This window comes from Rathayibacter sp. Leaf296 (assembly GCF_001423045.1).
Classification (GTDB): domain Bacteria; phylum Actinomycetota; class Actinomycetes; order Actinomycetales; family Microbacteriaceae; genus Rathayibacter; species Rathayibacter caricis.
On the sequence record NZ_LMNR01000001.1, the window covers coordinates 442,776 to 467,034 of the forward strand.

A 24,259-nucleotide genomic window follows, 5' to 3' on the forward strand; every position below is an offset into this window, starting at 1 on the left:
GCTTCCTCCGGGGCGCAGTGCGCTCTCCCGGCTTCCCCATGGATCCGGGGGCGATGCGCCCCCTGGTGCTGATCCTGGCGGAGCGGAGGGTCGCGACACGACGTCCTGACACAACGAACGCATCACGGAATCCGCCGGCCGGAGGAGACTCCGGCCGCCGGCCGTCGACGTCAGCCCGCGAGCGGCAGCAGGATGCCCTTCACCGTCTCGTCGGTCGCCAGGAACTCCTGCACCGCGGGGTCCTGGAACGCCTGCACGAGCTTCCGGATGTTCTCGGTGTCGGCGTAGCGGGAGCCGATCGTGAGCTGCCCGGCGAAGTCGTCGGGGGCGGTCGGCGCGAAGATCTGCTTCTCGATCGGGATGTCGGCGGCGAGGTAGTACTCGGTGTAGCCGACGGCCGCGTCGAGGTCCGGCAGCGCGCGCGACTGGGCCGCGAAGTCGAGCAGGGTGAACTTCAGGTTCTTGGGGTTCGAGGCGATGTCGTCCTGCGTCGCCGTGCCGGGCTCGGTGCCCGGCTTCAGCTCGATCAGCCCCGCGCTCTGCAGCAGCCAGAGGCCCTGGGCCTCGTTCGCCGGGTCGGAGTAGAGCGAGATCGTGCCGCCGTCGGGGATCTCGGACACGTCGCCGTACTTGTCGCTCCAGAGTCCGAAGCCCCAGCGGAACACCGGAGTCGCGGCCTCCTCCTCGAAGTCGGGGTTCGACTCGAGCACCTGCCCGAGCCAGAGCTTGTGCTGGTAGACGGTCGCCGCCACCTCGCCCTCGCTGACGGCGCGGTTGATGGTGTTGCTGTCCGAGAGGCCCTTGAACTCCACCTCGATGCCGTACTTCGGCGCGACCTCGTCGGCGACGAACTGCACGAGCGCCTGCTCCGACGCGTTGCCCTCGGCGGTCGCGACGTAGAGCGTCGCTCCCTCGGTCTCGTTCGCCGAGACGGCGGGGGAGAGGATCGGGACGACGATCGCCGCGCCGACGCCGAGCGCGACGACCGCGCCTCCGGCGATCCACGGCCAGCGGCGCTTCTTCTTCAGCTCGAAGCCGAGCGTGTCGGAGGTGTCGGGGGTGTCGTTCTGCGTGGGCATGAGAGGCCTTCCGGAATGCGCGCGCCGGGTTCCGGGCGCGCGAGAGGGACGCCGCGGGGGGAGGCCGGGCGAGGGGTGGGGGAGAAGAGGGGGGAGCGGTCTCAGACCGCGACGGCGACGCGCTCGGACCGCCGGGTGCGCGAGGCGCTCGGCGTCGTGGCGCGCACGAGGGCGTCGCCGGTGAGCTGCACGAGCGCGACCGTGGCGACCAGGATCACGATCGTCGCGAGCATCACCGTGTTGTCGAAGCGCTGGTAGCCGTAGGTGACTGCCACGTAGCCGATGCCGCCGGCTCCGATCGTGCCCGCGATGGCCGAGTACTCGATCATCGCGATCGTGTTGATGGTCAGGCCGCCGATGATCTGCGGCACGGCCTCGCTGAGCTGCGCCGAGCGGATGACCTGCAGTCGCGACGCTCCGGAGGCGCGGGCCACGCGGGTCAGCGCGATCGGCACGCTCCGCAGCGCGTTCTCGACGATGCGGGTGAAGAACGCGATGCCCGCGATCGCCATCGGCACGACGGCCGCGGCGATGCCGATGTTGGTCCCGGTGATCAGCCGGGTGAACGGCATGATCGAGGCCATCAGGATCAGGAACGGCAGCGAGCGGCCGATGCTGATCACCCAGCTCAGCGTCTGGTGCGCGGCGCGGTTCTCGAACAGCCCGCCGGGCGCGAGGTTGTGCACGGCGGCTCCGAGCGGGATCCCGACGAGTACGACGATCGTCATCACGATGCCGACCATGATCAGGGTCTCGCCGAGCGCGGGCAGCACGAGCGCCGGGATCTCGGCGATCGGGACGCGGTTGTCGAGGTGCACGCTCATGCGGCGATCTCCTCGGTGAGCTCGAGCGGGGCGGAGTCGAGGCGGACGGGGGCCGGGCGGACCGACAGGCCCAGCGCTCCGGCGGCGTCGACGAGGCGGCGCTCGTCGACGGGTCCGAGCGCGATCGTGGCGTGGCCGACGGCCCGGCCGCCGATCGTCTCGATGGCGGCGCCCAGGAGCGACACCGGCCCGACCGCCTCGCCCAGGCGGGCGATCCAGTCGGCCGGCACGTCGGAGCGCGCGTAGCCGAGCACCCACTCGGTGAGCCCGGGGGCCGGAGTCGCGGCCGGGCGCAGCGGGTTGAGCGCGAGACCCAGCGGCGAGGAGGCGTCGCGGAGCAGGTCGACGAGGCGCCCCGACTCCACGATGCGGCCGTGATCGAGCAGGGCGGCCGAGTCGGCGACCTGCCGCACCGTCTCCATCTCGTGCGTGATGAAGAGGATCGACAGGCCGAGGTCGTCGCGCAGCTCCTTGAGGAGGGTCGTGATCGCGGTCGTCGACGCGGGGTCGAGTCCCGAGGTGGCCTCGTCCGAGAGCAGCACGCTGGGGCGCAGGGCCAGGGCCCGGGCGATGCCGACGCGCTGGCGCTGACCGCCCGACAGCTGGTGCGGGTAGTGCCGGGCGCGCTCGGCGAGTCCGACGCGGTCGAGCAGCTCGGCGACGCGGCGCGTGGTCTCGGCGGGCGTCACTCCGAGGTACTCGAGCGGCAGCGCGACGTTCTGGGCCGCCGTGCGGCGGCTGAAGAGGCCGTCGGACTGGAAGACGGTGCCGATGCGGCGGCGCGCGACGCGCAGCTCCTGCTCGGACAGCTGCGAGAGCGCGTCGCCGTTCACGACGACCGAGCCGGAGGTGGGGCGCTCGAGGAGGTTCACGCACGCGGCGAGCGTGCTCTTCCCGGCGCCGCTCGGACCGACGACGGCGAAGATCTCGCCGGTCGCGACCGAGAAGTCGAGGCGGTCGAGCACGGTGACGGCGGCGTCGCCGTGTCCGTAGACCTTCGTGAGCTGCTCGAGGCGGATCATGCCTGCTGTCCTTCCGGGACGGTGCGGAGCGGGCGCCGTCGGCGCACGGGGACGATGATGGAGCATCGCCGCCGCCCCGCGTCGACCGCGTGACGTCCGCCGTAACACTCCGCCCGTACTGGCCCCTGGAAGGGAGGCGTCAGTACACGAACCAGCGCAGCCAGTCGCGGTTGTGCGCGTGCACCAGGGCCAGGAAGACCACGAGGTCGAAGAGCAGGTGCACGCAGATCACGTAGGTGAGCGACTTCGTCTTCGAGAAGATCCAGCCCTGCAGCAGCGCGAACGGGATCGTGAACGCCGGAGCCCACTCGCGGTAGCCGAGCTCCCAGAGGAACGACACGAACACGACAGCCTGCAGCACGTTCGCCCACCACATCGGCAGGTGGCGGCGCAGCACCGCGAAGACGACGCAGATGAAGAACAGCTCGTCCCAGATGCCGACGAAGCCGACTCCGACGAAGAGGCGCGCCACTTCATCCGGAGCGTGGATGGCGGGCCAGTTCAGGTACGCGCCGGAGCGGATGAAGTAGAACGGCAGCAGGATCCAGCCGAGCACCAGCACGGCGGGCAGGTACGACTTCTCGAGCGGCGTCCACTTCTGCCCGGTGCGCAGCGGGAAGCGGATGATGCGCCTCTTCGTGCCGTAGCGGTCGATCGCCCAGGGCACGGCGACGGCCGCCGACAGCACGGCGCCCATCAGGGCCATGTTCGGGTAGTCGAGGTTCGCCTCGACCGAGATCGTGCTGACGATCACGAGCCCGGCAGCGATCAGCGACAGGTCCACCGCGAGGACGCGGTCGATCACGAGGGCCAGGAGCAGGCTCGCGCCGAGCACGAGGTAGCCCGCGAGCGGGAGGCGGAGTCCGAAGAGGAGGACGGCCGAGACGGAGATCCCGGCGGCCGGGGCGAGAGCGGGAGGCACGGCTTCAGGGTAGGCGCGCGGCGTCTCGCGCCTGGCTCGGGCTTGCCGGTCGAGCGCGGTTGAATCGCACTCCGAGGAGGACCGATGACCGTCACAGCCACTGCCCACCGCTGGGATCACGGGTGGGAGCTCCGGATCGACGGCGAGACCGCGACCCAGGTCGACTCACTCGACAGAGCCGCTCGGTAGGTGCGCGACTACCTCGACACCGTCGAACCCGGAACCGATCACAGCCGGTGGGAGGTCGAGATCGTTCCCGAGATCGGCGGCATCGAGATCGGCGGCTCCGTCGACGGCTGACATGACCGGCTCCGACGCACCGGGACCACCGCGTCAGCGGAGCGCCTCCAGTGCGACGGATGCAGCCCGGGCGACGAGGGCGTCGTCGTACGGGAGCGTCGGGTCGGTGCGCTCGGTCAGCACGGCGATCACGATCGGAGCCGCACCCGGCCGCTCGACGACCGCGAGGTCGTTCCGGAGGCCGCCCGCGCCGCCGGACTTGTCGAGGACGCTCCAGCCGTCGGGAGCGCTCGCGCGCACGAGCGCGTCGCCCGTCGCGTTGCCGCTCATCCAGTCGCGCAGCTGGGCGCGGTCGGCCGAGTCGAGGGGGTCGCCCAGGAGGAGCGTGCGCAGGTCGGCGGCGAGCGACCGCGCGGTGCCGGTGTCGAGTCCCTCCGGTGAGACCCGGTTCAGCTCGGGCTCGACCCGGTCGACGCGCGTGACGTCGTCGCCGAGCGCGCGCAGCGCCTCCTGCAGGCCGGCCGGCCCGCCGAGCTCCTGCAGCACCACGTTGTGCGCCGTGTTGTCGCTCAGACGGACCGCGGCCTCGGCCACCTCGCCGAGCGGCAGGCCCGTCGCCGTGGCGGGACCGGTGACGGGGGAGTGGTCGACCACGTCGCTCCAGGTGACGACGCGCTCGAGATCCGAAGGCTCGGTGCGGGCGAGCAGCGCGCCCGCGGCCAGGGCCTTGATCGAGGAGGCGAAGCGGAACCGCTCGTCGGCGCGGTGCTCGACGGTGCGCTCGTCCTCGGAGTCGACCGCGACGAGCCCGATCCGGGCGTCGTACTCGGCTTCGAGGGCGGAGAGGGCGGCGTCGACCGCAGCGGCGTCGACCTCAGGGGCGCCGGCCGGAGTCGTCGCGGGAGGGCTGGTCGCGATCGCGGTCGTGCCCGGAGTGCCCGCTCCAGCCTCGCCCGGATCGGCAGCATCGGGAGCGCACGCCGCTGGCGCGAGCACCAGGACGAGTGCGCCACCGAGCCCGCGCAGCGCCGCCGTGAGAGGACGGCGCGGGAGGGAGCGATCGGAGGCTGCGGGCACGGAGGAGAGGCTACGGCGCAGCACCGTCACTGCGCCGTGCCAGGGAGTTCCGAGGCGCTCGCTAGAGCACGCCTCGGGCGGGCGGGCATGCTGGAGGGATGACCGACGCCTCCGCATCCGCCTCCCCGTCCGCCGGCCCCGCCGCCGCCCGTCCCCGCGGCGAGCGCCCCGTGCGCACGCAGCACGTGCTGACGGTGCTGCGGACCGAGCGGTTCGGCGACCACCTCGCACGCGTGCACCTCGGCGGCCCGGGCTTCGACGCCTTCGCCGCAGAGGCCGATCCTGCGGCGCTCGCCACCACCGACAAGTACGTGAAGCTGCTGCTGCCCCGCGCCGGCGTCGACGTCGAGCCGCCGTACGACCTCGACGCGCTGCGGGCGACGCTCGCCCCCGAGGACCTGCCGGTGCGCCGGACCTACACGATCCGCTCCGTCGACCCGGCGAACCGCAGCCTCGCGATCGACTTCGTCCTGCACGGCGACGACGGAGTGGCGGGGCCGTGGGCCGCGTCGGCCGTCCCCGGCGACCGCATCGCCTTCAACGGCCCGGGCGGCGCGTGGTCGCCGAGTACCGAGCCGGGGGCGTTCCACCTGCTGCTCGGCGACGACTCCGCTCTGCCGGCGATCGCCGCGGCGCTGGAGTCGATGCCCGCGCACGCGCGCGGTCTCGCGCTGATCGAGGTGCACGGCGCCGAGGACGAGCAGCCGCTCGCGGCACCCGACGGCGTCGAGGTCCGCTGGCTGCACCGCGGCGAGCTCGCCGCCGGCCGTGCGCTGGTCGCCGCCGTCCGCGCCGAACCGCGGCCGTCCGGGGTGCTCGACGTCTTCGCACACGGCGAGCGCGGCGCGATGAAGGAGCTGCGCGCCCTCCTGCAGGACGACTGGGGCCTCGAGCGCCGCGCCCTGTCGCTGTCGGCCTACTGGGCGCTCGGCCGCGCCGAGGACCGCTTCCAGGCCGAGAAGCACGAGCCCGTCGGCGAGATCTTCGCCGACTGACCCGCGCGCCGATCCGGAGGTGCCCGGAGCGTCAGACCAGGCGCCGCCCGCTGAACCGGTCGATCGACGCGTCGCGCGCCATCGCCCGCTCGTACATGCGGTGGAACGGCGCGGTCAGCACGCCGTTGGTGCGATCGAGCGAGTCCTGCCACGCGACGATGTCGCCCAGCTGCGCAGCCAGATCCGCCCGCAGCGCCTTCTCGTCGACCGTCGTCGACTCGCCGCCCGCCACCACGACCCGGCCGGCCACGATCACCGTGTCGATCGAGGAGCCGTTCTCGGAGTAGACGAGCTGGTTCTCGAGTCGCTGGCGCGGCGTGAAGTTCAGGGTCTCGAGGTCGAACAGCACGAGGTCGGCCTGCTTGCCGACCTCGATGCTGCCGGTGACGTGGTCGAGCACCGCGCTGCGCGCCCCGCCGATCGTGCCCGCGGTGAGCACCTCCGCCACCGTCGGCCACGACGCGAGGTCGGGGTCGGTGACCTTGTGGAGCAGGGCCGCGGCCTTGATCACGTCGAGCATCCGCGGGGAGTCGCTGCTCGAGCAGCCGTCGGTGCCCAGCCCGAGGTTCACTCCGGCGTCGTGCAGCGCCCGCCACGGTGCGATGCCCGAGCCGAGCTTGAGGTTCGACAGCGGGTTGTGCGAGATGGACGTGCCGGCCGCCGCGACCCGGTCCATGTCGGAGTCGGTGAGCCAGATGCCGTGCGCGAACGTGGTGTTCCGCGAGAGCGCCCCGATCCGCTCCATGTACTCGACGAGGGTGCCCCCGTACGACTCCTCGCCCGTGACGAGCTGGGTCTTCGTCTCGAGGACGTGGATGTGGCACTCCGCGTCGTGCTCGAGCGCCAGCTCGGTCGCTCCGACCAGCAGCTCGGGCGCGACCCGCTGCGGAGCGGAGGGGGCGACCATGAAGCGCAGCCGGCCGCCGCCGCGCCCGTGCTGCGTCGCGAACGCCTCGCGGCTGAACGCGAGGTACCCCTCGGTGGTCGGACGCGAGGCCGCCCGCGCCGACTCCAGGACGTCCGCCGGCAGCAGCTCCTCGAGGAACGGCATCGTCTCGAAGAACGGCTTGCTGATCACGTGCCCCGAGATGTTCGCCCGGATCCCGATCTCGTCGTACGCGTCGAACACCGCCGCGAGCTGCGCGGCGTCCTGGTCCGGGTTCTCGAGCACGTCGTCGACCAGCGTCGTGACGCCGGCCTTCAGCGATTCGAGGGCGAACAGCGACGAGCGCAGCCGCACCAGGTCCGGTGCGACGCGGCTGTCGCCGAGGATCGGGTACGAGAGCAGCATCCACAGCTCGAGCGGCAGGTTGTCGTAGCGCCCCTTGTAGAGGTACTCCCACGAGTGGGTGTGGGCGTTGACGAAGCCGGGGGTGACGAGGCGGTCGCGGCCGTCGATCACCTCGTCGCCCGGTTCCGCGACGAGCCCCGGGCCGATCGCGACGATCACGTCGTCGACGATCCGGATGCTCGCCGTGATCGGCACGGCGCCCGAGATCGGGTCCATGGTGATGACGGAGGCGTCGGTGATGAGCAGCGGCATGGCGGTTCCGTTCGTGGTTCGAGGTGCGGTGGAGCAGGTGGTGCGGCGGGGGTGGGAGGAGAGCGGAGTGACGGGGCCGGCTACCCGAGGACCGGCTCGGCCGCCCGCGGCGCCCGCTCCAGGGCCTCGCGCCTCTCGACCCAGGCGACCGCGTCGCGGCGTCCGAGCAGCAGGTAGGCGACGCCGGCCGAGACCGCGCCGGCCAGCCACGAGACGTCGATGCCGCCGAGGGAGGTCGAGGCCGGCCCTTGCAGGGCGGGGACGGAGCCGTTCATGAACATCCAGGTCAGCGTCGCGCCGATCGCGAACGAGAGCAGGGCGCGCCAGCGCACATCCGGGAGCAGCGGCGAGCCGACCGGGGCGAAGAGGTGGCCGAAGGAGCGGACGCGCTTCTCGAAGACCGCGTAGTGCACGAGCACGATCGCGCCCCAGGGAGCCACCCAGCCGACGAGTCCGACCAGCCACGCGTCGAGCGTGGTCGCCAGGTCGTCCTGGAAGACGAAGAAGACCGCGGCGGCGAAGGCCAGCACCCCGACGATGAGGCTGAGGGTGCGGCGTCCGAGCCGGACGTCGAGCGCCTGCGTCGCCATGCTGAACGAGTAGATGTTGAGCACGTTCGTCGCGATGGGGCCGTGCACCACCAGGAGCAGCACCGGGATCGCGAGGGCGCCGAAGTTGTCGACGATGAGCTCGCCCGGATCGACGCCGCCGTTCTTCGTCGCGAGGGTCGCGCCGAGCAGGCCCAGCCAGACGACCGGGATGAACTGGCCGAGCACGCTCGCGAAGTACAGCTTCGGCCGCGAGGCGCGCGGGCTGACGAAGCGGGAGTAGTCGCCGGCGTAGGCGAGCCAGGTGAGACCCCAGCCGATGCCGATCGCGGTCATCACGATCGACATCGCGGCCAGGCGGTCGCCGCCGGTGAGGGCGCCCTCGGCCGGGCCGTCGTAGGACCAGTCGATGTCGAGGAAGAACCAGGCGACGACCGACATCAGCGCGAGGACGATCAGGGTCGGCGGCACGGTCCAGCGCTCGAACGCGGCGATCGCGCGGTAGCCCAGGAACGAGATCCCGACCTGGATCGCCATGATCACCGCCGCGACGGCGATCTTCCAGCCGACGTTCGAGTCCTCCGGATCGACGAGGCCGACGGAGCCGAGCAGCGCGATGACGAGGTCGAGCACGATCCAGGTGTTGATGGCGCACCATCCGATCACCACGACCGCCTGCACCGCCGCGGGAGCGTAGTTGCCGCGGCGCCCGAAGACGGCCCGGCCGATCAGCATGCCCGTCGCTCCGGTGCGCTGCCCCAGCAGCACGAAGAAGCCGAAGACGGCCATGCCGACCACGTTGCCCAGCACCAGGACGGTGACCGTGTCCCAGAGGCCCAGGCCCATGTTCACGCCGAGGGCGCCGAGGACCCAGTTGATCGGGGCGATGTTGGCGCCGGCCCAGATCCAGAACTGGCCGTCGAGCCGGGCGGTGCGACGGGAGTCGGGGAGGGGCGCGAGCGCCTCCTCGGAATCGGCGGTGCCGTGCAGGGCGTCGGTGCTCATGGCGGATCCTCTCGGAGTGAGGTGGGGAGCGGAGGGGGAGGTGCGGGGGCGCCGGGCGGACGTGGTGCGGGAGGTCCTCGACCGGCGGTGAGGCCACTCTGCTCCGGACCAGTTTCGCGCGACGCGCCCCCGTGTAAATTCGCCGTGACGCGAGAGGACGTTCTGTATGGCCCACCTGCTCCTGGACGCCCTCCGCGACCCCCTGCTGTCCGCCGCCCTCCCCGTCGTCGTGGCCGGAGGCGACCCGGCGCTGCGCGCGATGATCCGCTGGGCGCACGCGAGCGAGCAGCTCGACGTCGGACCGCTCCTCCTGGGCGGCGAGCTGCTGCTGATGGAGGGCGTGCACCTGGCGTCCGACCAGGACCCGGCCGAGTGCCGCCGCTACGTGGAATCCCTGGTCGCGGCCGGAGTCGGCGCCCTGGCCGTCGAGCTCTCGCCGCGGCTGCCCGAGGTGCCCGCCCCACTCGTGGCGGCCGCCGACCGGCTCGGGCTCCCCGTGCTCTCGCTTGCGAAGCGGGTGCCGTTCGTGCAGGTGTGCGAGAGCATCAACACCCGGCTCACCGAGCAGAAGTTCCGGAGTCTGCGGCTGGCGGACAGACTGTCCGGTCGCCTCGGCGAGGCGGCGGCCGCGGAGGCCACGGTGGAGGAGCTGCTGCAGGTCGTCGCCTCCGAGACGGGCGCGAGCGCCTCCCTCGTCTCCGCGACCGGCGAGCCGATCGGTCGGGCGGATCCCGGGGGCGGCATCGACACGGCCAGGACCGCGGGTGCCTTCTCGGGAGTGCTGCACGCCGGCGACTCCCTGCTCGGCACGCTGTACCTCCGCGCGCACGTCGACGCCGACGTGCACTCGGTCGCGGTGGCCCTGGACCGGGCGCCCGACGTGCTCGCGATCGCGGTCCTCCGGAACCGGCCGCCGTCGGTCGACGAGCGGCTCGCGGCGCAGCTCGTCGCGGTGCTCAGCGCTCCGCAGCCGCCCAGCACGCTGGATCTGCAGGTCGACGCGTTCCTCGAGCGGCTCGGTGCGGGCGGGCGCGAGCGCTACCTCGGGGTCTCGGCCGAGGTGGAGCACGACGAGCGGGTGCTGCGGCAGGTGCGCGGCGCCCTGCGCGCGGTGGGCGAGTCGGAGCCGGTGCTCAGCGTGGTCGGCACGGAGGTCCTCGCGGTGCTCGCCTTCTCGACGACGGCGGCCATGGAGCGGGCGCGTGCCGAGCTGCTCGTCAGGGCGGCGGGGATGCGAGCCGGCCAGGTGTGCGTCGGGAGCGGCATCGGCGACCAGCGCTCGCTCCAGCGGGAGCTGGCCGAGGTGCGGGGAGTGCGCGAGTGGGCCCGGCCCGGGGGCGTGATCGACGCCCGCCAGCACCGGCTCGAGCGCTTCGCCAGCGCCCTGCGCGAGGCGCACGAGGCCGACGACTTCGTCGAGGACCTGCTCGGGCCCCTCCTGGCGCACCGGCCGGACCTGCTGCCGACGCTCGAGACCTACGCGTCCCTCTGGGGCGGGAAGACCGCCACCGCGGCGGCTCTCGGCATCGGGCGGCAGACCCTCTACGACCGCCTCGAGCGGATCGAGGACCTCCTCGGCCCGCTCGACGCCTCGCCTGCGCGCACCCGCGCGATCATGACCGCCGTCTTCCTCCGCGGCGCCCGAGCGGCCCTGCCGCGCTGAGGGGGGTCGCGTCGATCGGAGTCACGCGACAGGATCGACGCGACCGCGCGTCACTCCTTCTCTTCGACGATCTCGGTGTCCGTCTCGTCGGCGCGGTCGCGCAGCGCGTCGGCCATCGCTCCGGCGCCCTCGGCTCCGTGGTCGTGGTCGACCTGCTCGACGAGGCCGCTGAGCTTCTCGTCGTTGGTCGCGTCGTCGCTGCCGTCCATGACCGGCTGGTCCTGCTCGTTCTCGCTCATCAGTGGCCTCTCTCGTCGCGTCCACGGATCGGGCGCGGGAGTCCGACGCTACGACTCCGTCGGGTCGTGCGCCCGTCCTTGACCATCGGGTGAGGACGTGGGACGAGAGCGGCGAAGGGGCCCGCCGGAGTCCCCAGTTCGGGTGTGGATGCAGTCCTGCTAGGCTCCGATCCGTCTCGCACTACGCAGGTTGCTCGTGAACCCTGTGGTGACCGCCCCCTCACCATCGGCTCCCCCCGACCGGAAGCAAAGGAACGCCGTGGCGTCGTATCTGTTCGTCTGCTCCGGCGGCGGCCACCTGTCCGAGTTGCACACACTGGCCGAGCAGCTCCGGATCCCGGTCGAGGAGCAGTTCTGGGCGACTCCCGAGGGCGGACTGAGCCGCAGCCTCCTGGCGGGGCGCGAGGTCGTGGCACTCCACGAGGCGCCGCCGCGCGCGGTCGTCCCGCTGCTGCGCAACGTCCTCCTCGGCTGGCGCATCCTGCGCGGCCGCCGGTTCGACGCCGTCTTCAGCACTGGAGCGAGCCCCGCGCTCTCGATCCTCCCGCTCGCGGTGCTGCGGGGGATCCCCGCGCACTACATCGAGAGCGCCGCGAGGGTCGACGGCCCCTCGTTCTCGGGCCGGATCCTCGCCAGGCTCGCCGGCGTCGCGACCTACACGCAGTACCGCTCCTGGGCCGATGCGCGCTGGCGCTTCGGCGGGGCGATCTTCGAGAACTACCACGTCGAGGACGTGCCGCCGCAGCCCGTCCGCCGTGCCGTCGTCTCGGTCGGGACGCAGGACGGGTACCCCTTCTCGCGCTTCTTCGAGGCCGTGGTGCCTCTGCTCGACGGCGTCGAGGTGCTCTGGCAGACGGGCATGACGGACGTCTCCGGCCTCGGCATCCAAGGGCGGCCCTCGGTGCCGCACGGCGAGCTCGTGGCGGCGATGGCCGAGGCCGATGTCGTGATCGCGCACGGGGGAGTGGGCACCGCGCTCAGCGCCATCGAGCAGGGCCGCGTCCCGATCCTCGTCCCGCGCCGTCTCGCGCACGGCGAGCACGTCGACGACCACCAGGTCCAGATCGCGGCGCGACTGGCGGAGTCGGGCCTCGCGGTGCACGCGGAGGCGGGCGAGCTGTCCCGCGAGATCCTCGAGCGCGCGGCGAGCCGGCGGGTGGTCGCGGCGGCCGAGCGGCCGCGCTTCGTGCTGCAGACCCCGGTGCCGAACCCCCGCTCGCGGTGGCGGCGGCTGACGTCGCTCGTCGGCGGCCTCGTCCCCCGCCGGGCCCGGGGCTGAGGTGCCCCCGGCCCCCTCGGCCGTGCACGGCGACGGCCCGCCACGTAGGATCGGCGGGCGGGTGATCTCGCAGAGCCTCGGGGCGGCTCGGATCGTTGCGCCCCGCGCCACACCTCGACCGCCTGTGAAGGACTCCGCCATGACCCGACCCCAGTCCCCCCGGATCTCCCGACGAGCGCTGCTGCTGTCGTCGGCCGCCGCCGCAGGAGTGGGAGCGACCCTCGTCGTCGCGTCGCCGGCCTCCGCCGCACCGAACTACTCGGTGATCCCCCGACTGCCCGGCGAGATCTCGCGCACGGACACCGTGGTCTCGCGGGTGGGCAAGAAGAAGTACGAGGTCATCGACGTCGTCATCTCGGGCGATCGCGCCCGGCTGTTCGTGCCGCACTCGGCGAAGCCGGGGTCCTCGGTCTCGATGATCTGGTACTACCACGCGAGCGGGAGCAACTACGCGGCCCTGTCCGGTGCGTACCAGTACTCGGCCGATCAGGCCGTCGACCAGGGCCTCGTCTCGATCTGCCCCAACTACGGCGGCTCGCTCTACACGAACCCGGTCGCGCTCGCCGCTCAGACGAAGGCGGCGGCGTGGGTGTCGTCGGTGTGGACGGTCTCGGCCAGCCTGCTCCGCTCCAACTCCGGCGGCGGCACGCTGCTCGCCTGGGCGTACGGCAAGCGCATGGTGCCCGCGATCCGCGGGGCGTACCACGCGAGCGGCTCGTACGACATGGAGGACCTGGGCCGCCGGGATCCCTCGCGCGTCCTGCCGATCTACGGCAACGACCCCGCGGCCCTCTGAGCCGCCAACCCCCTCCGCCTGCCCGAGTCCGCCTGGGCGGGTGCGCGACTGCGCGTCACCGGCTCCTCCGAGGACGAGCTCGTGCCCCTCGAGCTGCACGGCGGGCGCTTCTACCGCCGGGCGCTGCCCCTCGCGAAGGAGGCGACCATCGTCGCCCACTCCGGCGAGGGCAGGGAGAACGGCCACACGGTCCCCTCCTTCACCAACGCCGACATGCTCACGACCTTCCAGCGCTGGCTGCGGGAAGGCCCGGCCTGATCGATGGCGGAACCGGCACCCCTTCGGATCCTGAGTGACACCTGGTACGGACGGGTCGTGGGCGCGGACGTGGCAGGCACGAACACGAGCGCGCTCCGTCGATGGCGGACCACGCTGCGGATGTGCCTGCGCAGCCGTGACTACGACCTCGTGCTGACGTCCCAGGGGACCCGTCGGATCGGCGGTGTGGTCGTGCTCGCGGGCTTCCTGGCCCTCACCGGCCGCCGCCGGCTCGTCCTCACCGAGTTCATGCCGAGCACGGTCCGCCCCGGGCTCAAGGGCGCCGCGGCCGTCCGCCTCTACCGGCTCCTGCTGGGCCGCGCGGTCGCGCGGATCCAGGTCATGACCGAGTGGGAGCGGGAGGAGTACGCCGAGCGCTTCCGCATCCCGCCCGAGCGCATCGTGCACGTGCCGTTCTACTGGTTCGACGACCGCGTCCCGCCCGCCGAGCCGACCGCTCGCAGCGGTGCGATGGCGTCCGGGCGCAACTCCTGCGACTGGGAGACGTTCTTCGCCGGCCTCGGCGAGCAGGGCGTCCCCCTCACCGCGGTGTGCGATCACCGCGACGCCGTGCGTGCGCGGCGAGCGGCGACCCCCGGCAGCACGGTGCTGGTCGAGGTGCCCCGCGAGGAGCACGACCGACTCCTCTCCTCCAGCGAGCTCTACGTCCTCGCTCTGAAGGACACGCGCAAGAGCACCGGGCACGTGCGCCTCGCCTCGGCGGCCACGCGCGGCACCCCGGTCATCGCGTCGGACGTCGCGGGGATCCGCGGCTACGAGCACCTCGCGGTGGCGGTCGTCCCCCCGGGACGGCCCGAGGAGCTCGCCGAGACGGCCTCGCGACTGCTGGCCGATCCGGCCGGTCTGCGAGCCCGAGCGGAGGAAGTGGGTCGGATCGCCCGGTCCCGCCCCTACAGTCGTTACGTCGAGGAGATGCGCTCCTTCGTCCTCGGCTCCCCGATCCTCTGCGCCGTCCGGTGACGGCCGGGGTCCCCGCTCCACCCCGCCTCCGATCGCACCGCCGGCCTCCGCACCGCCCGCGCCCCCTCCTCCCGCTCCGACTCCAGAAGGATCCACGACCGTGATCGATCTCCTGCCCCGTCGGCTCGTCGTCGCCGGTGTCTTCTCGTTCGCCACCATCGTGGTGGCCGGCCTGCTCTACGTCATGACCACGCGCTCCATGACCGGGAGCGCCAGCCTCGTCGTGCTCGCCGCCGGCGGGATCGCCGGAGCGGTCGTCGTGCTCCGGGTGCCCGCGCACTGGCTCCCCGCGCTCGCGCTGGCCCTCTTCGCGATCGTCCCCTCGCCCCTCACCCCGTCGGGCTTCACCTTCCGCGTGACGCTCTGGGCGGTCGTGCTCGTCGTCTGGGTCGCGCGCCGCGCCCTCTCTCCCGAGCTGTGGCGGGCCCCCATCAGGGAGTGGACGAGCGAGCTGGTGCTGACCGCGCCCCGCGCGATCGCGATCCTGAGCGGGTTCGCGCTCCTCGCCTGGTCGGCCGTCGTGTCGCTCCGCTCCGAGTACGCCTCGGCCGGGATCTCGTGGATGATCAGCATCACGATCTGCCTGATGCTCCCGCTGTTCGTGTTCGACGCCCAGCGCGAAGCCGTGCTGCTGCGCAAGACCTGGGTGATCCTCGCCGCGGTCTTCGGCTTCTACGCCTGCATCGAGCTCGTCCTGCAGGGCTCCCCGCTGTACGGCACCGTCTACGAGATCCTCGGCCGCGAGACGGTCCAGCACTGGTCGCTGTACCGGGCCGAGGCGACCTTCGGCCACCCGCTGCTCGCCGGCACGTTCTTCACCGTCGGCGCCGCCCTCGGCTTCGGCGCCTGGCTGCAGGGCTCGCGCCGCTCCGACCTCATCTGCGCGATCATCGCCGCGGCCGGAGTCGTCGGCACCGTCTCGCGCGGCCCCATGGCGGCGGTCGGCATCGCGATCGCCGTGACCCTGGTCGCGGTGGCCTTCATGAACCCGAACCGGTCGCTCTCGCGGCCCGGCTCCATCGCCGTCGCCGGCATCATCGCGGCGGTCGGAGTGCTCAACTTCGAGCCCGTCACCGCCCGCAACAACAACCTCGACGCCGCGATCTCGGCCGACGCCCGCGACGAGGGCATCACGGTCGCTCTGCAGGCTGCGGACTTCTCGAACTGGCTCGGCTCCGGCGCGGGCACCTCCGGCATCACCGGCCGCCTCTTCTCGGAGGTCGTGATCGAGAACTCGTTCCTGCAGCTGCTGATCAGCGTCGGGATCCCCGGAGTGATCTTCTTCCTGATCTTCGTCGGCGCCCTCGCCGCGAGCGCCCTCTCGAAGAAGGACGTCGCGCCCGCGACGGCCCTGCTCGGCTTCCTCATCTGCCTCGCCGGCTACAACGCGATCGACGCGGTGCGCCCGAGCCACCTCCTCCTGGGCTTCCTCGTGATCATCTGCCTGAACCCCGTCCACGTGCCGGAGTTCTCCAAGGGGATCCGGATGCGCCGCCAGCCGCGCGGTGCCCGCATCTTCGACGCCCCGGTCACCGCCAGGAGCGGACGATGACGGCCGGGCGCGACGGCGCCGCGAACCTCGTCGTCCAGCAGTCGCTCGCGCCGCCGGACGACACGACCCAGTACGTCGACTCGATCGTCGACGGGCTCGCGCCCGGGGTCGAGCTCCTCTTCTTCTCGTGGCGCAGCGCCCTGACCGCCCGCTACGACGTGCTGCACGTGCACTGGCCCGAGCTCATGATCCGCGGCCGCAGCCGTAGCCACCGGTTCCTGCGGCGCCGGGCCCTGGACGTCCTGCTGGTCCGCCTCGCCCTGCAGCGGATCCCGCTCGTGCGCACGGTGCACAACGCCGAGCCGCACGAGAAGGGTCCCGTGGCGGAGCGGCGCTCGCTGCGGCGCATCGACAAGGCGACCGACCTCTTCGTCCGGCTGAACCCCACCACGGTCACCCCCGCCGGAGTCCCGGCCGTCACGATCCTGCACGGGCACTACCGCGACCAGTTCGCCCGCCACCCGCAGCCGCCGTCCGAGCAGGGCCGCCTGCTGTACTTCGGCATCATCCGCCCCTACAAGGGCGTCGTCGAGTTCATCGACGTCTTCCGCGGGGTCGAGGACCCGACGCTCTCCCTGCACGTCGTGGGCAGCCCCAGCGCCGGCCAGCGCGAGCTCGTGGAGGAGCGCGCCGCGCGCGACGACCGGGTCTCGGCGACCCTCCGCCGGGTCGACGACGACGAGATGGTCGCCGAGATCGCCCTGGCCGAGCTCGTGGTGCTGCCGTACCGCGAGATGCACAACTCCGGGTCGATCCTGGTCGCCCTCTCGCTCGCCCGGCCCGTCCTCGTCCCGAGGACGCCCGCCAACTCCGTCCTGGCCGAGGAGGTGGGCAGCGACTGGGTCATCGAGTACGACGGCGAGCTGACCCCGGAGACGATCACGGCGACGATCGCCGACCTCCGCGCCCGACCCCGCACCGGCACCCCGGCCCTCGCGGGACGCGACTGGGACCGGCTCGGACTCCAGCTCAAGCAGGCGTACCAGGACGCCGTCATCAGGAAGAAGAAGTCGAAGCGATGAGCGCAGCGCCCCAGGCCCCCGGCAGTCTCGGTCGATCGGCGACCCGCGGCGCCGCAGTCACGATCGGCGGCCAGGCCGTCCGGATCGTCATCCAGCTCGGGAGCATCGTCATCCTGGCGCGCCTGCTCGCGCCGGCCGACTACGGTCTGATCGCCATGGTCACGGCCATCATCGGCATCGGCGAGATCTTCCGCGACTTCGGGCTCTCCTCCGCGGCGATCCAGGCGAAGGAGATCAGCCGCGGGCAGAAGAGCAACCTCTTCTGGATCAACTCCGCGATCGGCCTCGTGCTCACGCTCCTGGTGATCGCGGCGTCGTGGCCGGTGGCCGCGCTGTACGGCGACCCGCGGCTCCAGCTGCTGACCGTCGCGCTCTCGTCGACGTTCCTCCTCAACGGAGTCGCGACGCAGTTCCGCGCGGACCTCGCCCGCCACCTCCGCTTCGTGAAGCTGACCGCGGTCGACATCGCGGGCCAGGTCATCGGACTCGCGCTCGGCGTGATCCTCGCCCTGTCCGGAGCGGGCTACTGGGCGCTCGCCGCGTCCCAGGTGGTGCAGCCGCTGGTGGGAGTGATCGTCCTGATCGCGATCACGGGCTGGCTCCCCGGCCGCTACCGCCGCGGCGAGCCGATGAAGGCGTTCCTCCGCTACGGCGGCGGCGTCTTCGCGACGCAGGCGCTGACCTACGTCAGCAAGAACGTCGACTCGGTCATCATCGGCGCCCGGTTCGGCCCGGTCGACCTCGGTCTCTACAACCGCGCGTTCCAGCTGATGATGCTGCCGCTGCAGCAGCTGAACGCGCCGGCGCAGCGGGTCGCCCTGCCGGTGCTCTCGCGCCTGCAGGACGAGAAGGAGCGCTTCCGCACCTTCATCCTGTTCGGCCAGTCGGCGATGCTGACGGTCATGGGCCTCGTGCTCGCGGTGCTGGGATCCCAGGCCGACTCGGTCATCCGGATCCTGCTCGGCGAGCGCTGGCTCGCCTCGGTGCCGATCTTCCAGATCCTGCTCGTCGCCGGCTTCTTCCAGGCCACCGCCTACTGCTCGTGGTGGGTGTTCCTGGCGAAGAACCTCGTCCGTCAGAGCGTCTGGTACAGCCTCTGCACCCGCCCGCTGATGGTCGTCCTGATCCTGGTCGGCTCGAACTGGGGCGTGACCGGAGTGGCCGTCGCGTACGCCGCGTCCCTCGCCCTGACCTGGCCGATCGCGCTGCTGTGGATCGGCCGCACCTCCGACGCCCCCGTCGGCGAGATGTTCCTCAACGGACTGCGCAGCCTCGTCGTGTTCGGCAGCATCACGGTCGGCGCGTTCTTCGCGACGATCGCGCTCCCGGCCGACGTGCCGATCCTCCGCCTCGCCGTCGGCGTGGCCGCCGTGCTCGTGGGCGTGGGCCTGTGGATGCTCGTCCTGCCCGCGTTCCGCCGCCAGATCCTCGGGCTCGCCGATGCCCGCCGCCACCTCAAGCGCGCGCCGAAGGCCGCCGCCGCTCCGGTCCCCACCGACGAGCCGACCCTCGAGTCGGACCCCGCCGCTACCCCTAGTGAAAGAGACCGATGAAACTCAAGCTCGGCGTCGTGAAGTCCTGGAAGAAGGACTTCGTCACGACCACGCTCCTTCCCGCGAAGCGCGACGCGAAGGTCTTCCGGGCCGCCGTGTCGTCGCTCCCCGCCGCCCCCTCCGCGCACCTGCTGCTGGCCGCGCCGGGCAGCGGCAACATCGGCGACCAGGCCATGCTCGAGGCGTTCCTCGAGAACACCTCCGGCCCGGTCGTCATCATCGAGCGCTTCGCCGGTGATGTCGTCGTCCCCGCCGACCAGGCCGACCGCGTCGAGGTCGTCGTCCTGCCGCACCTCGTCTACGGAGTGGGGGAGGACCACGCAGCGGACCTCCGCCGCTTCGCCGAGCTGGTGCGCCGCGCGAGCACGTTCTCCGTGATCGGCGCCGACATGATGGACGGCAAGTACAGCCTCCGCGGATCCGTCCGCCGCTCCCTCCTCGCGCAGCTGGCCGCCGAGGCCGGGGTGCCGACGCGCATCCTCGGCTTCAGCTGGAACGGCAGCGCCCGCCTGGCCGCCAAGCGGAGCCTCGCCGCCGCGTCGCGCGCCGGTGCCGTCCCGATGCTGCGCGACCCGGTCTCGGCCGAGCGCGCCCGTGGCGACCGCGCGAAGGGCGTCGTCGAGGTCACGGACATCGTGTTCTCGGCCCGGACGCGGGACCGCAGCGCCCGCGACGCGCTCGACCTGCCCGTCGGCGTCCCCTACGCCCTGGTGAACGCCAGCGCGCTCGTCGCCAAGTCCGTCGACCAGGTCCCCGAGTACGAGCGGATCGTGGCCCGGCTGCGCGCCGCCGGCGTCCACGTCGTCCTCCTGCCGCACGTGTCCCGTCCGATCGGCGACGACAAGGTCGCCGTGCGCGCGGTGGCCGAGCGCGTCGGGACCGAGGGCGTCACCGTCGTCGACCGCGTGCTGTTCCCCGCCGAGATCCGCGGCCTCGCCGAGGACGCGCTGCTGGTCGTCACCGGCCGCATGCACCTGGCGATCATGTCGCTCTCGCTCGGAGTGCCCGCGATCACGCTGGCCACCCAGGGCAAGGTCGAGGGCATCATGCGCCTCATCGGCCTGCCCGAGCTCTGCGTCGAGCCCGTCCCGGGCTTCGCGGACGCGGTCCTCCCCGTGCTCGACCGGATCCTCACCGGACCGGACGGAGGCGGACTGCGCGCGACCATCGCCGCGGCGCTGCCCGAGGTCACCCGGCTCTCGGCGCTGAACACCCAGGGACTCGACTCGGAGGTCGTCAAGTGAGCACGACAGCACCGTCCACCCGTCCGAACCGGATCATGTTCGTCGTGACCTCGCTGCACGGCGGCGGGGCCGAGTTCGTCGCCCGCACCTGGATGCAGTGGCTGCTCGACCAGGGCTACCACGTCGACGTCGTCACGACCTCCTCGAAGGCCACGGACGAGTACCTCCCCGAGGGCGCCGTCCTGCACCGCATCGGCAACGGCACCGGTCACGTGGGCAAGGCGAAGATGCTCAAGGAGCTCTTCCAGCGCCGCACCCCCGACGTCGCCATCGGCCTGCAGGGCTACCCGAACATCGTGCTCCTGGCTGCGGCCGAGACCACTCCGAAGCGCTACCGGCCGAAGACGATCGTCAGCGAGCGCAACCTCGTCTCGCTGGGGATCCCCGGGTTCTCGAAGGTGCAGAAGGTGCAGCTGGGTCTCGCGAAGACGCTGTACCGCCGCGCCGACCACGTCATCGCGATCTCGCATCCCGTGGCGGGCGAGCTCGTCGCCGGTTTCGGCGTCTCGGGCGAGCGCTGCACCGTGGTGCCGAACCCCGCGACCGCCAAGGTCGACCTCACGCAGCGCGTGCACCGCGTGCCCGGCGCGGCGAACGGCCTGCAGATCGTGCTGCCCTGCCGCCTCGTCGTGCAGAAGCGGCCCGAGCTGGCGATCCGCGCGGCCGAGGAGCTCGGCCGCCGCGGCGTCGACGTGCGCGTCGTCTCGTTCGGCGGCGGGCCGCTGCTCGACAGCATGCGCTCCGAGGCGACCCAGCGGAAGGTCGTCTTCGAGGACATGGGCTGGGTCGAGGACTGGTTCACCCACTTCGACGAGAACGCCGTCGTGCTGCTCCCGTCGCTGCGCGAGGGCTTCGGCAACGTGCTCGTGGAGGCCGCGGCCGCCGGAGTGCCGTCCGTCGCCGTCTCGGGCGCCCTCGGCGTCGCCGACGCGATCGTCCCCGGTCTCACCGGTGAGCTGTCGCTGACGGCCTCCGCCTCCGACCTCGCCGACGCCCTCCTCCGGGCGAGCGAGCTCGAGGTCACCGGCGTCGAGCGCTGGCTCGACCGCTTCTCGCTCGAGTCCAGCGGACGCGCGCTCGAGATCGTGCTCGCGCGAGTGATGGCGCAGCCGTGACCTCCGCCGAGACGCTCGTCTCGATCGTGCTGCCCTGCCACCAGGAGGAGGAGCACCTCGCCTCGGCGCTGGAGCGGCTGCTCCGGCAGACGCACGACCGGATCGAGATCCTGGTCGTCGACGACGCCTCCACGGACCGGACGGGCGAGATCGCCCGAGCCGCAGCCGAGCGCGACGAGCGCGTGCGCCCGCTGACCCAGGAGGTCAACGCCGGAGTCGCGGCCGCACGCGAGCGCGGCGTCGGCGAGGCCCGCGGCGAGTGGATCTGGATGGTCGACGCCGACGACGTCTGGCCGGACGACGCCGTCGAGGTCCTGCTGGCCGCGGCGCTGTCGACGAGGGCCGACGTGGTCGTGGGAGGCGCCGTCACGGTCGAGCCGGGAGGCACGACCCCCATCGGGGGCCTCCGCGGACCCGTGGCGCTGAGCGGCCGGGGCGCGTTCGACGCGCTCCTCGTGGGCGAGCTGACCGGGCACCTCTGGAACAAGCTGTTCCGACGGACCCTGTTCGACGGCATCGACTTCACGAGGATCCGGCAGCACTCCGACCAGGCCCAGGTGGCCCAGCTCCTCGCGGCGGCCGACGAGGTCGCCGTCATCCCGGACCGGGTGTACGAGTACCACCTCCGCTCGGGGTCGATCATCCGGTCGGGTGCGAAGCGCGCCGACTCGCTGGCGGCGCTCGCCCGGGTCGTCGAGACGACGGCCGAGGGCCTGGACCCCCGCCTCACGCGCTCGCCGGAGTTCTCGTACTACCAGGCGCGGTTCAACCTGCTGTCCCGCTTCAAGGACGCCACGTCCGGGGCTCACGAGGCCGGCGAAGCGGACCGACTCTGGCGCGAGACGCACGGCGAGGCCTCCCTCCGGCACCTGATCGCGCTCGCCGGACGCCGCGATGCGAAGCGCGCCGTGCTCTTCGCCCTCGCCTGGAGAGTCCCCGCGCTCTACCGGCGGGCGATGGACGCGGGACGCGCCCGACGCTGACCGACCGGCGGTGTCCTCACGAAGGGGGACGCCGCCGGAGGCTCGGCGGGAGCGGTACCACGTGTCCCCCCGAATCCTTCCAAGTAGGTGTGAGTGTCGCGCCTCCCGTAGGCTGGCCGGGCTGCGACGCGTGCCGGGCCCTGCCCGGTCCTGCGGAGCGGCTGGATCCGAGGGTGGTCCGAGAAGTGCAAAGGGGGGTGGAGATGGTCAAGATGATGAAGGCGCCGGCCAATGCTCGGCGCGAATGGGTCGACTTCGCCAAGGGCGCAGCGATCTTGTTGGTCGTGTACTACCACACTTCGCTCTACCTGGGCGATATCGGCGTGGAGAACACGCTCGGGCGGATCAAGGTCGTCTTCGAGCTCTTCCCGATGCCGGTCTTCTTCCTGGTCTCGGGGCTCTTCGGGAGCCGGATCCCCACGTGGTCCTTCCGCGACCTCTGGCGCCGGAGGCTCTACCCGCTGCTCTGGCTCTACGTCGTCTGGTCCGTGCTGCGCATGGTCTTCTACCTGGTCGTCCCGCTCGCCAACGGCGGACTGGGCGAGCTGCCGGCGACGGATCCGCTCAACCTCCTCCTCCTCTTCTTCTGGCCCAGCAGCAGCTACTGGTTCATCTACGGCCTCTTCCTGTTCACTCTCGGGGCCTGGCTCCTGCGTAAGGTCGATCACCGGGTGCAGGTCGCCTTCGCGGCGATCCTCGGCACGCTGTTCACCACCGGACTGATCAACACGACCAACGTCGGCTGGAACCGCATCGGCGCCCTGTTCGTCTTCTTCCTCGTCGGGACCCTCTACTCGAAGAAGATCATCGACTTCGTCGAGCAGAAGGGCGCGAAGGCCTACCTCATCGTGACGCCGGTCTTCCTCGCCCTCAGCGTCGTGCTGTTCGTCTTCCCCGTCCGCTGGGTGCCGTTCCTGGTGCTCGCGGCGCAGATGGCGGCCGTCGCGATGGGCATCCTGGTGTCCCGTTCGCTGTCCCGAGTGCGGTTCCTCCACTTCGTCACCACGTGCGGCGAGCGGAGCCTGCACATCTACCTGCTGCACCTCTACGTGATCGTGGCGAGCATCACGTTCCTCCGCTTCGCCCTCCCCGAGGACCGCTCGCGGCTCGCCGGGCTCGAAGTGCCCCTCCTGCTCGTCGTGCTGGTCCTGGCCGTCGTGATCTCCCTCTTCGTGACGCGGTACCTCTCGAAGATCCGCTGGATCTACGTGCCGCCCGCGATCCTCGGCGGCCCCGGAGCCAAGCGCAAGCCGCGCCAGGGCACCCCCGCCGTCAGCCCCGAAGCCCGCGCGACCGATTCCGTGAGCACGCCGGACATCGGCTCCCGCACACCTCCCTCCCCCCGATCCACGAAGGCGGACACCGAAGAGTGACGAAGGCAACCACGTACCGCAGAGCCGGACTCCTGGCGATGGCCCTGGCCGCCGCCGCGACGCTGGCGGGCTGCACGGCGAGTCCCGGCCCGGTCTCCACCCCCGCCGGCTACACGACCGAGAAGGCCATCGAGTACCGCTCGATCGACGGCACGTCGCTGAAGGCGGACGCCTGCCTCCCGACCGGCGAGACCGGTCCGCTCCCGGCCCTGCTGCTGATGCACGGCGGCGGCTTCGTCGAGGGCGCCCGGAACGAGGGCGGCATGTCCGAGCTCTGCGCCTACTACGCGCAGCGCGGCTACGCGTCGTTCACGATCGACTACCGCCTCCTGCCCGAGAGCCTCTACCCGGGGCAGATCGAGGACGCGCAGGCGGCCGTGGAGTGGCTGCGCGACCCGGAGCAGGTCGAGCGCTTCGGCATCGACCCCGCCCGCATCGGAGCGATGGGCAGCTCGGCCGGCGCCATCATCGCCGCGTCCCTCGGCACCGCGGGCGAGGGCCCGCTGACCGAGGGCTCCCGGGTCAAGGCGGTCGTCGCCTTCTCGGCGGTGGCCGACATGACCGAGTCGGGCCTCTCGCTCGGCGATCCCGCTCCCGAGGCGGAGCAGCAGATCGTCTCGTACCTGGGCTGCGAGTCCGTCAGCGAGTCCTGCCCCCAGGCGGTCCCCGCGTCGCCCATCACCGCGGTCGACGCGAGCGATGCACCCCAGATCTGGCTCACGTCCGAGGACGAGCTCGTCCCCGTCGAGCAGGCCGAGGCGATGCAGGCGGCGCTCCAGGGCGTCGGAGTGGCGGCCGAGGTCGGCATCGACGGCGAGCAGCACCACGGTCTGCAGAACAACACGCCCAACAACAAGAAGGCGATCCTCGCCTTCCTGCAGGCGAATCTCTGATCCACCGCCTCCCGCTGCACCTTCTCCGATGAGCCGCGGAACCCGGCTGAAAC

General features: G+C 72.1%; 22 protein-coding genes. 14 read left to right on the forward strand and 8 right to left on the reverse strand.

All coding sequences use genetic code 11. The features are described from left to right. Window positions 1–170 precede the first annotated feature (170 nt). The 5 genes from ASF46_RS01860 to bla form a co-directional block, all read right to left on the reverse strand. Window positions 171–1,079, reverse strand: coding sequence for a MetQ/NlpA family ABC transporter substrate-binding protein (locus tag ASF46_RS01860; protein ID WP_056866188.1), 909 nt, complete (start codon window positions 1,077–1,079; stop codon window positions 171–173). A gap of 101 nt (window positions 1,080–1,180) precedes the next feature. Continuing rightward, complete coding sequence (locus ASF46_RS01865; protein ID WP_056866189.1) at window positions 1,181–1,903, reverse strand: methionine ABC transporter permease; 723 nt, start codon at window positions 1,901–1,903, stop codon at window positions 1,181–1,183. After that, complete coding sequence (locus ASF46_RS01870; RefSeq protein ID WP_056866190.1) at window positions 1,900–2,925, reverse strand: methionine ABC transporter ATP-binding protein; 1,026 nt, start codon at window positions 2,923–2,925, stop codon at window positions 1,900–1,902. The genes ASF46_RS01865 and ASF46_RS01870 overlap by 4 nt, the downstream gene beginning before the upstream one ends. 139 nt (window positions 2,926–3,064) lie before the next feature. Next, window positions 3,065–3,847: a CPBP family intramembrane glutamic endopeptidase gene (locus ASF46_RS01875; RefSeq protein ID WP_056866191.1), complete on the reverse strand. Its 783-nt coding sequence runs from the start codon at window positions 3,845–3,847 to the stop codon at window positions 3,065–3,067. 333 nt (window positions 3,848–4,180) lie between these two features. After that, entirely contained in the window at window positions 4,181–5,164 is a 984-nt protein-coding gene (bla, locus tag ASF46_RS01880; protein ID WP_200919649.1) for a class A beta-lactamase, read from the reverse strand. A gap of 98 nt (window positions 5,165–5,262) precedes the next feature. On the opposite strand from bla, the gene ASF46_RS01885 reads away from it, so the two are divergent. Continuing rightward, window positions 5,263–6,159, forward strand: coding sequence for a siderophore-interacting protein (locus tag ASF46_RS01885; protein WP_056866192.1), 897 nt, complete (start codon window positions 5,263–5,265; stop codon window positions 6,157–6,159). A 31-nt stretch (window positions 6,160–6,190) separates the two neighbouring features. Here the strand turns inward: ASF46_RS01885 and ASF46_RS01890 are convergent, their stop codons facing one another. After that, window positions 6,191–7,702, reverse strand: a complete 1,512-nt coding sequence (locus tag ASF46_RS01890; protein ID WP_056866193.1) for an amidohydrolase family protein — start codon at window positions 7,700–7,702, stop codon at window positions 6,191–6,193. Between the two features lie 80 nt (window positions 7,703–7,782). Continuing rightward, window positions 7,783–9,255, reverse strand: coding sequence for a purine-cytosine permease family protein (locus ASF46_RS01895; protein WP_056866194.1), 1,473 nt, complete (start codon window positions 9,253–9,255; stop codon window positions 7,783–7,785). 166 nt (window positions 9,256–9,421) lie between these two features. Between ASF46_RS01895 and ASF46_RS01900 the strand changes: the two genes are divergently transcribed. Then, window positions 9,422–10,918 (forward strand): PucR family transcriptional regulator, encoded by a 1,497-nt coding sequence (locus ASF46_RS01900; RefSeq protein ID WP_056866195.1) that lies wholly within the window; start codon window positions 9,422–9,424, stop codon window positions 10,916–10,918. A gap of 50 nt (window positions 10,919–10,968) precedes the next feature. On the opposite strand, the gene ASF46_RS01905 is transcribed toward ASF46_RS01900, so the two are convergent. Then, window positions 10,969–11,157 (reverse strand): hypothetical protein, encoded by a 189-nt coding sequence (locus ASF46_RS01905; RefSeq protein ID WP_056866196.1) that lies wholly within the window; start codon window positions 11,155–11,157, stop codon window positions 10,969–10,971. A 259-nt stretch (window positions 11,158–11,416) separates the two neighbouring features. Here ASF46_RS01905 and ASF46_RS01910 point away from each other — a divergent pair, with 259 nt between their 5' ends. The 12 genes from ASF46_RS01910 to ASF46_RS01960 all read left to right on the forward strand — a co-directional run bounded on the left by ASF46_RS01910 (window position 11,417) and on the right by ASF46_RS01960 (window position 24,206). Further along, complete coding sequence (locus ASF46_RS01910) at window positions 11,417–12,436, forward strand: glycosyltransferase (protein ID WP_056866197.1); 1,020 nt, start codon at window positions 11,417–11,419, stop codon at window positions 12,434–12,436. Window positions 12,437–12,575: 139 nt separating this feature from the next. Next, window positions 12,576–13,232 carry a hypothetical protein gene (locus ASF46_RS01915; RefSeq protein WP_056866198.1) on the forward strand — a complete coding sequence of 219 codons (657 nt, stop codon included), beginning with the start codon at window positions 12,576–12,578 and terminating at the stop codon, window positions 13,230–13,232. Between the two features lie 81 nt (window positions 13,233–13,313). Then, window positions 13,314–13,490: a hypothetical protein gene (locus ASF46_RS19030; protein ID WP_157602152.1), complete on the forward strand. Its 177-nt coding sequence runs from the start codon at window positions 13,314–13,316 to the stop codon at window positions 13,488–13,490. 57 nt (window positions 13,491–13,547) lie between these two features. Beyond that, entirely contained in the window at window positions 13,548–14,471 is a 924-nt protein-coding gene (locus ASF46_RS01920) for a glycosyltransferase (protein WP_056866199.1), read from the forward strand. 100 nt (window positions 14,472–14,571) lie between these two features. Beyond that, complete coding sequence (locus tag ASF46_RS01925) at window positions 14,572–16,023, forward strand: O-antigen ligase family protein (RefSeq protein WP_056866200.1); 1,452 nt, start codon at window positions 14,572–14,574, stop codon at window positions 16,021–16,023. Continuing rightward, on the forward strand, window positions 16,020–17,045 hold the full coding sequence (locus tag ASF46_RS01930; protein ID WP_056866201.1) for a glycosyltransferase: 1,026 nt from the start codon (window positions 16,020–16,022) through the stop codon (window positions 17,043–17,045). The genes ASF46_RS01925 and ASF46_RS01930 overlap by 4 nt, the downstream gene beginning before the upstream one ends. Further along, the gene (locus ASF46_RS01935) at window positions 17,042–18,598 is read left to right on the forward strand and encodes a lipopolysaccharide biosynthesis protein (RefSeq protein ID WP_082485146.1); all 1,557 of its coding nucleotides are present in this window, start codon (window positions 17,042–17,044) and stop codon (window positions 18,596–18,598) included. The genes ASF46_RS01930 and ASF46_RS01935 overlap by 4 nt, the downstream gene beginning before the upstream one ends. Further along, window positions 18,595–19,842, forward strand: a complete 1,248-nt coding sequence (locus ASF46_RS01940) for a polysaccharide pyruvyl transferase family protein (protein ID WP_056866202.1) — start codon at window positions 18,595–18,597, stop codon at window positions 19,840–19,842. Before ASF46_RS01935 ends, ASF46_RS01940 begins: the two co-directional genes overlap by 4 nt. Further along, the gene (locus ASF46_RS01945; protein ID WP_056866203.1) at window positions 19,839–20,957 is read left to right on the forward strand and encodes a glycosyltransferase; all 1,119 of its coding nucleotides are present in this window, start codon (window positions 19,839–19,841) and stop codon (window positions 20,955–20,957) included. The genes ASF46_RS01940 and ASF46_RS01945 overlap by 4 nt, the downstream gene beginning before the upstream one ends. Beyond that, a complete protein-coding gene (locus tag ASF46_RS01950; protein ID WP_056866204.1) occupies window positions 20,954–21,940 on the forward strand; it encodes a glycosyltransferase family 2 protein in 987 nt (328 codons plus the stop codon). Before ASF46_RS01945 ends, ASF46_RS01950 begins: the two co-directional genes overlap by 4 nt. Before the next feature lie 203 nt (window positions 21,941–22,143). Then, the gene (locus ASF46_RS01955; protein ID WP_157602154.1) at window positions 22,144–23,313 is read left to right on the forward strand and encodes an acyltransferase family protein; all 1,170 of its coding nucleotides are present in this window, start codon (window positions 22,144–22,146) and stop codon (window positions 23,311–23,313) included. Beyond that, a complete protein-coding gene (locus ASF46_RS01960) occupies window positions 23,310–24,206 on the forward strand; it encodes an alpha/beta hydrolase (protein ID WP_157602155.1) in 897 nt (298 codons plus the stop codon). The genes ASF46_RS01955 and ASF46_RS01960 overlap by 4 nt, the downstream gene beginning before the upstream one ends. Window positions 24,207–24,259 lie beyond the last annotated feature (53 nt).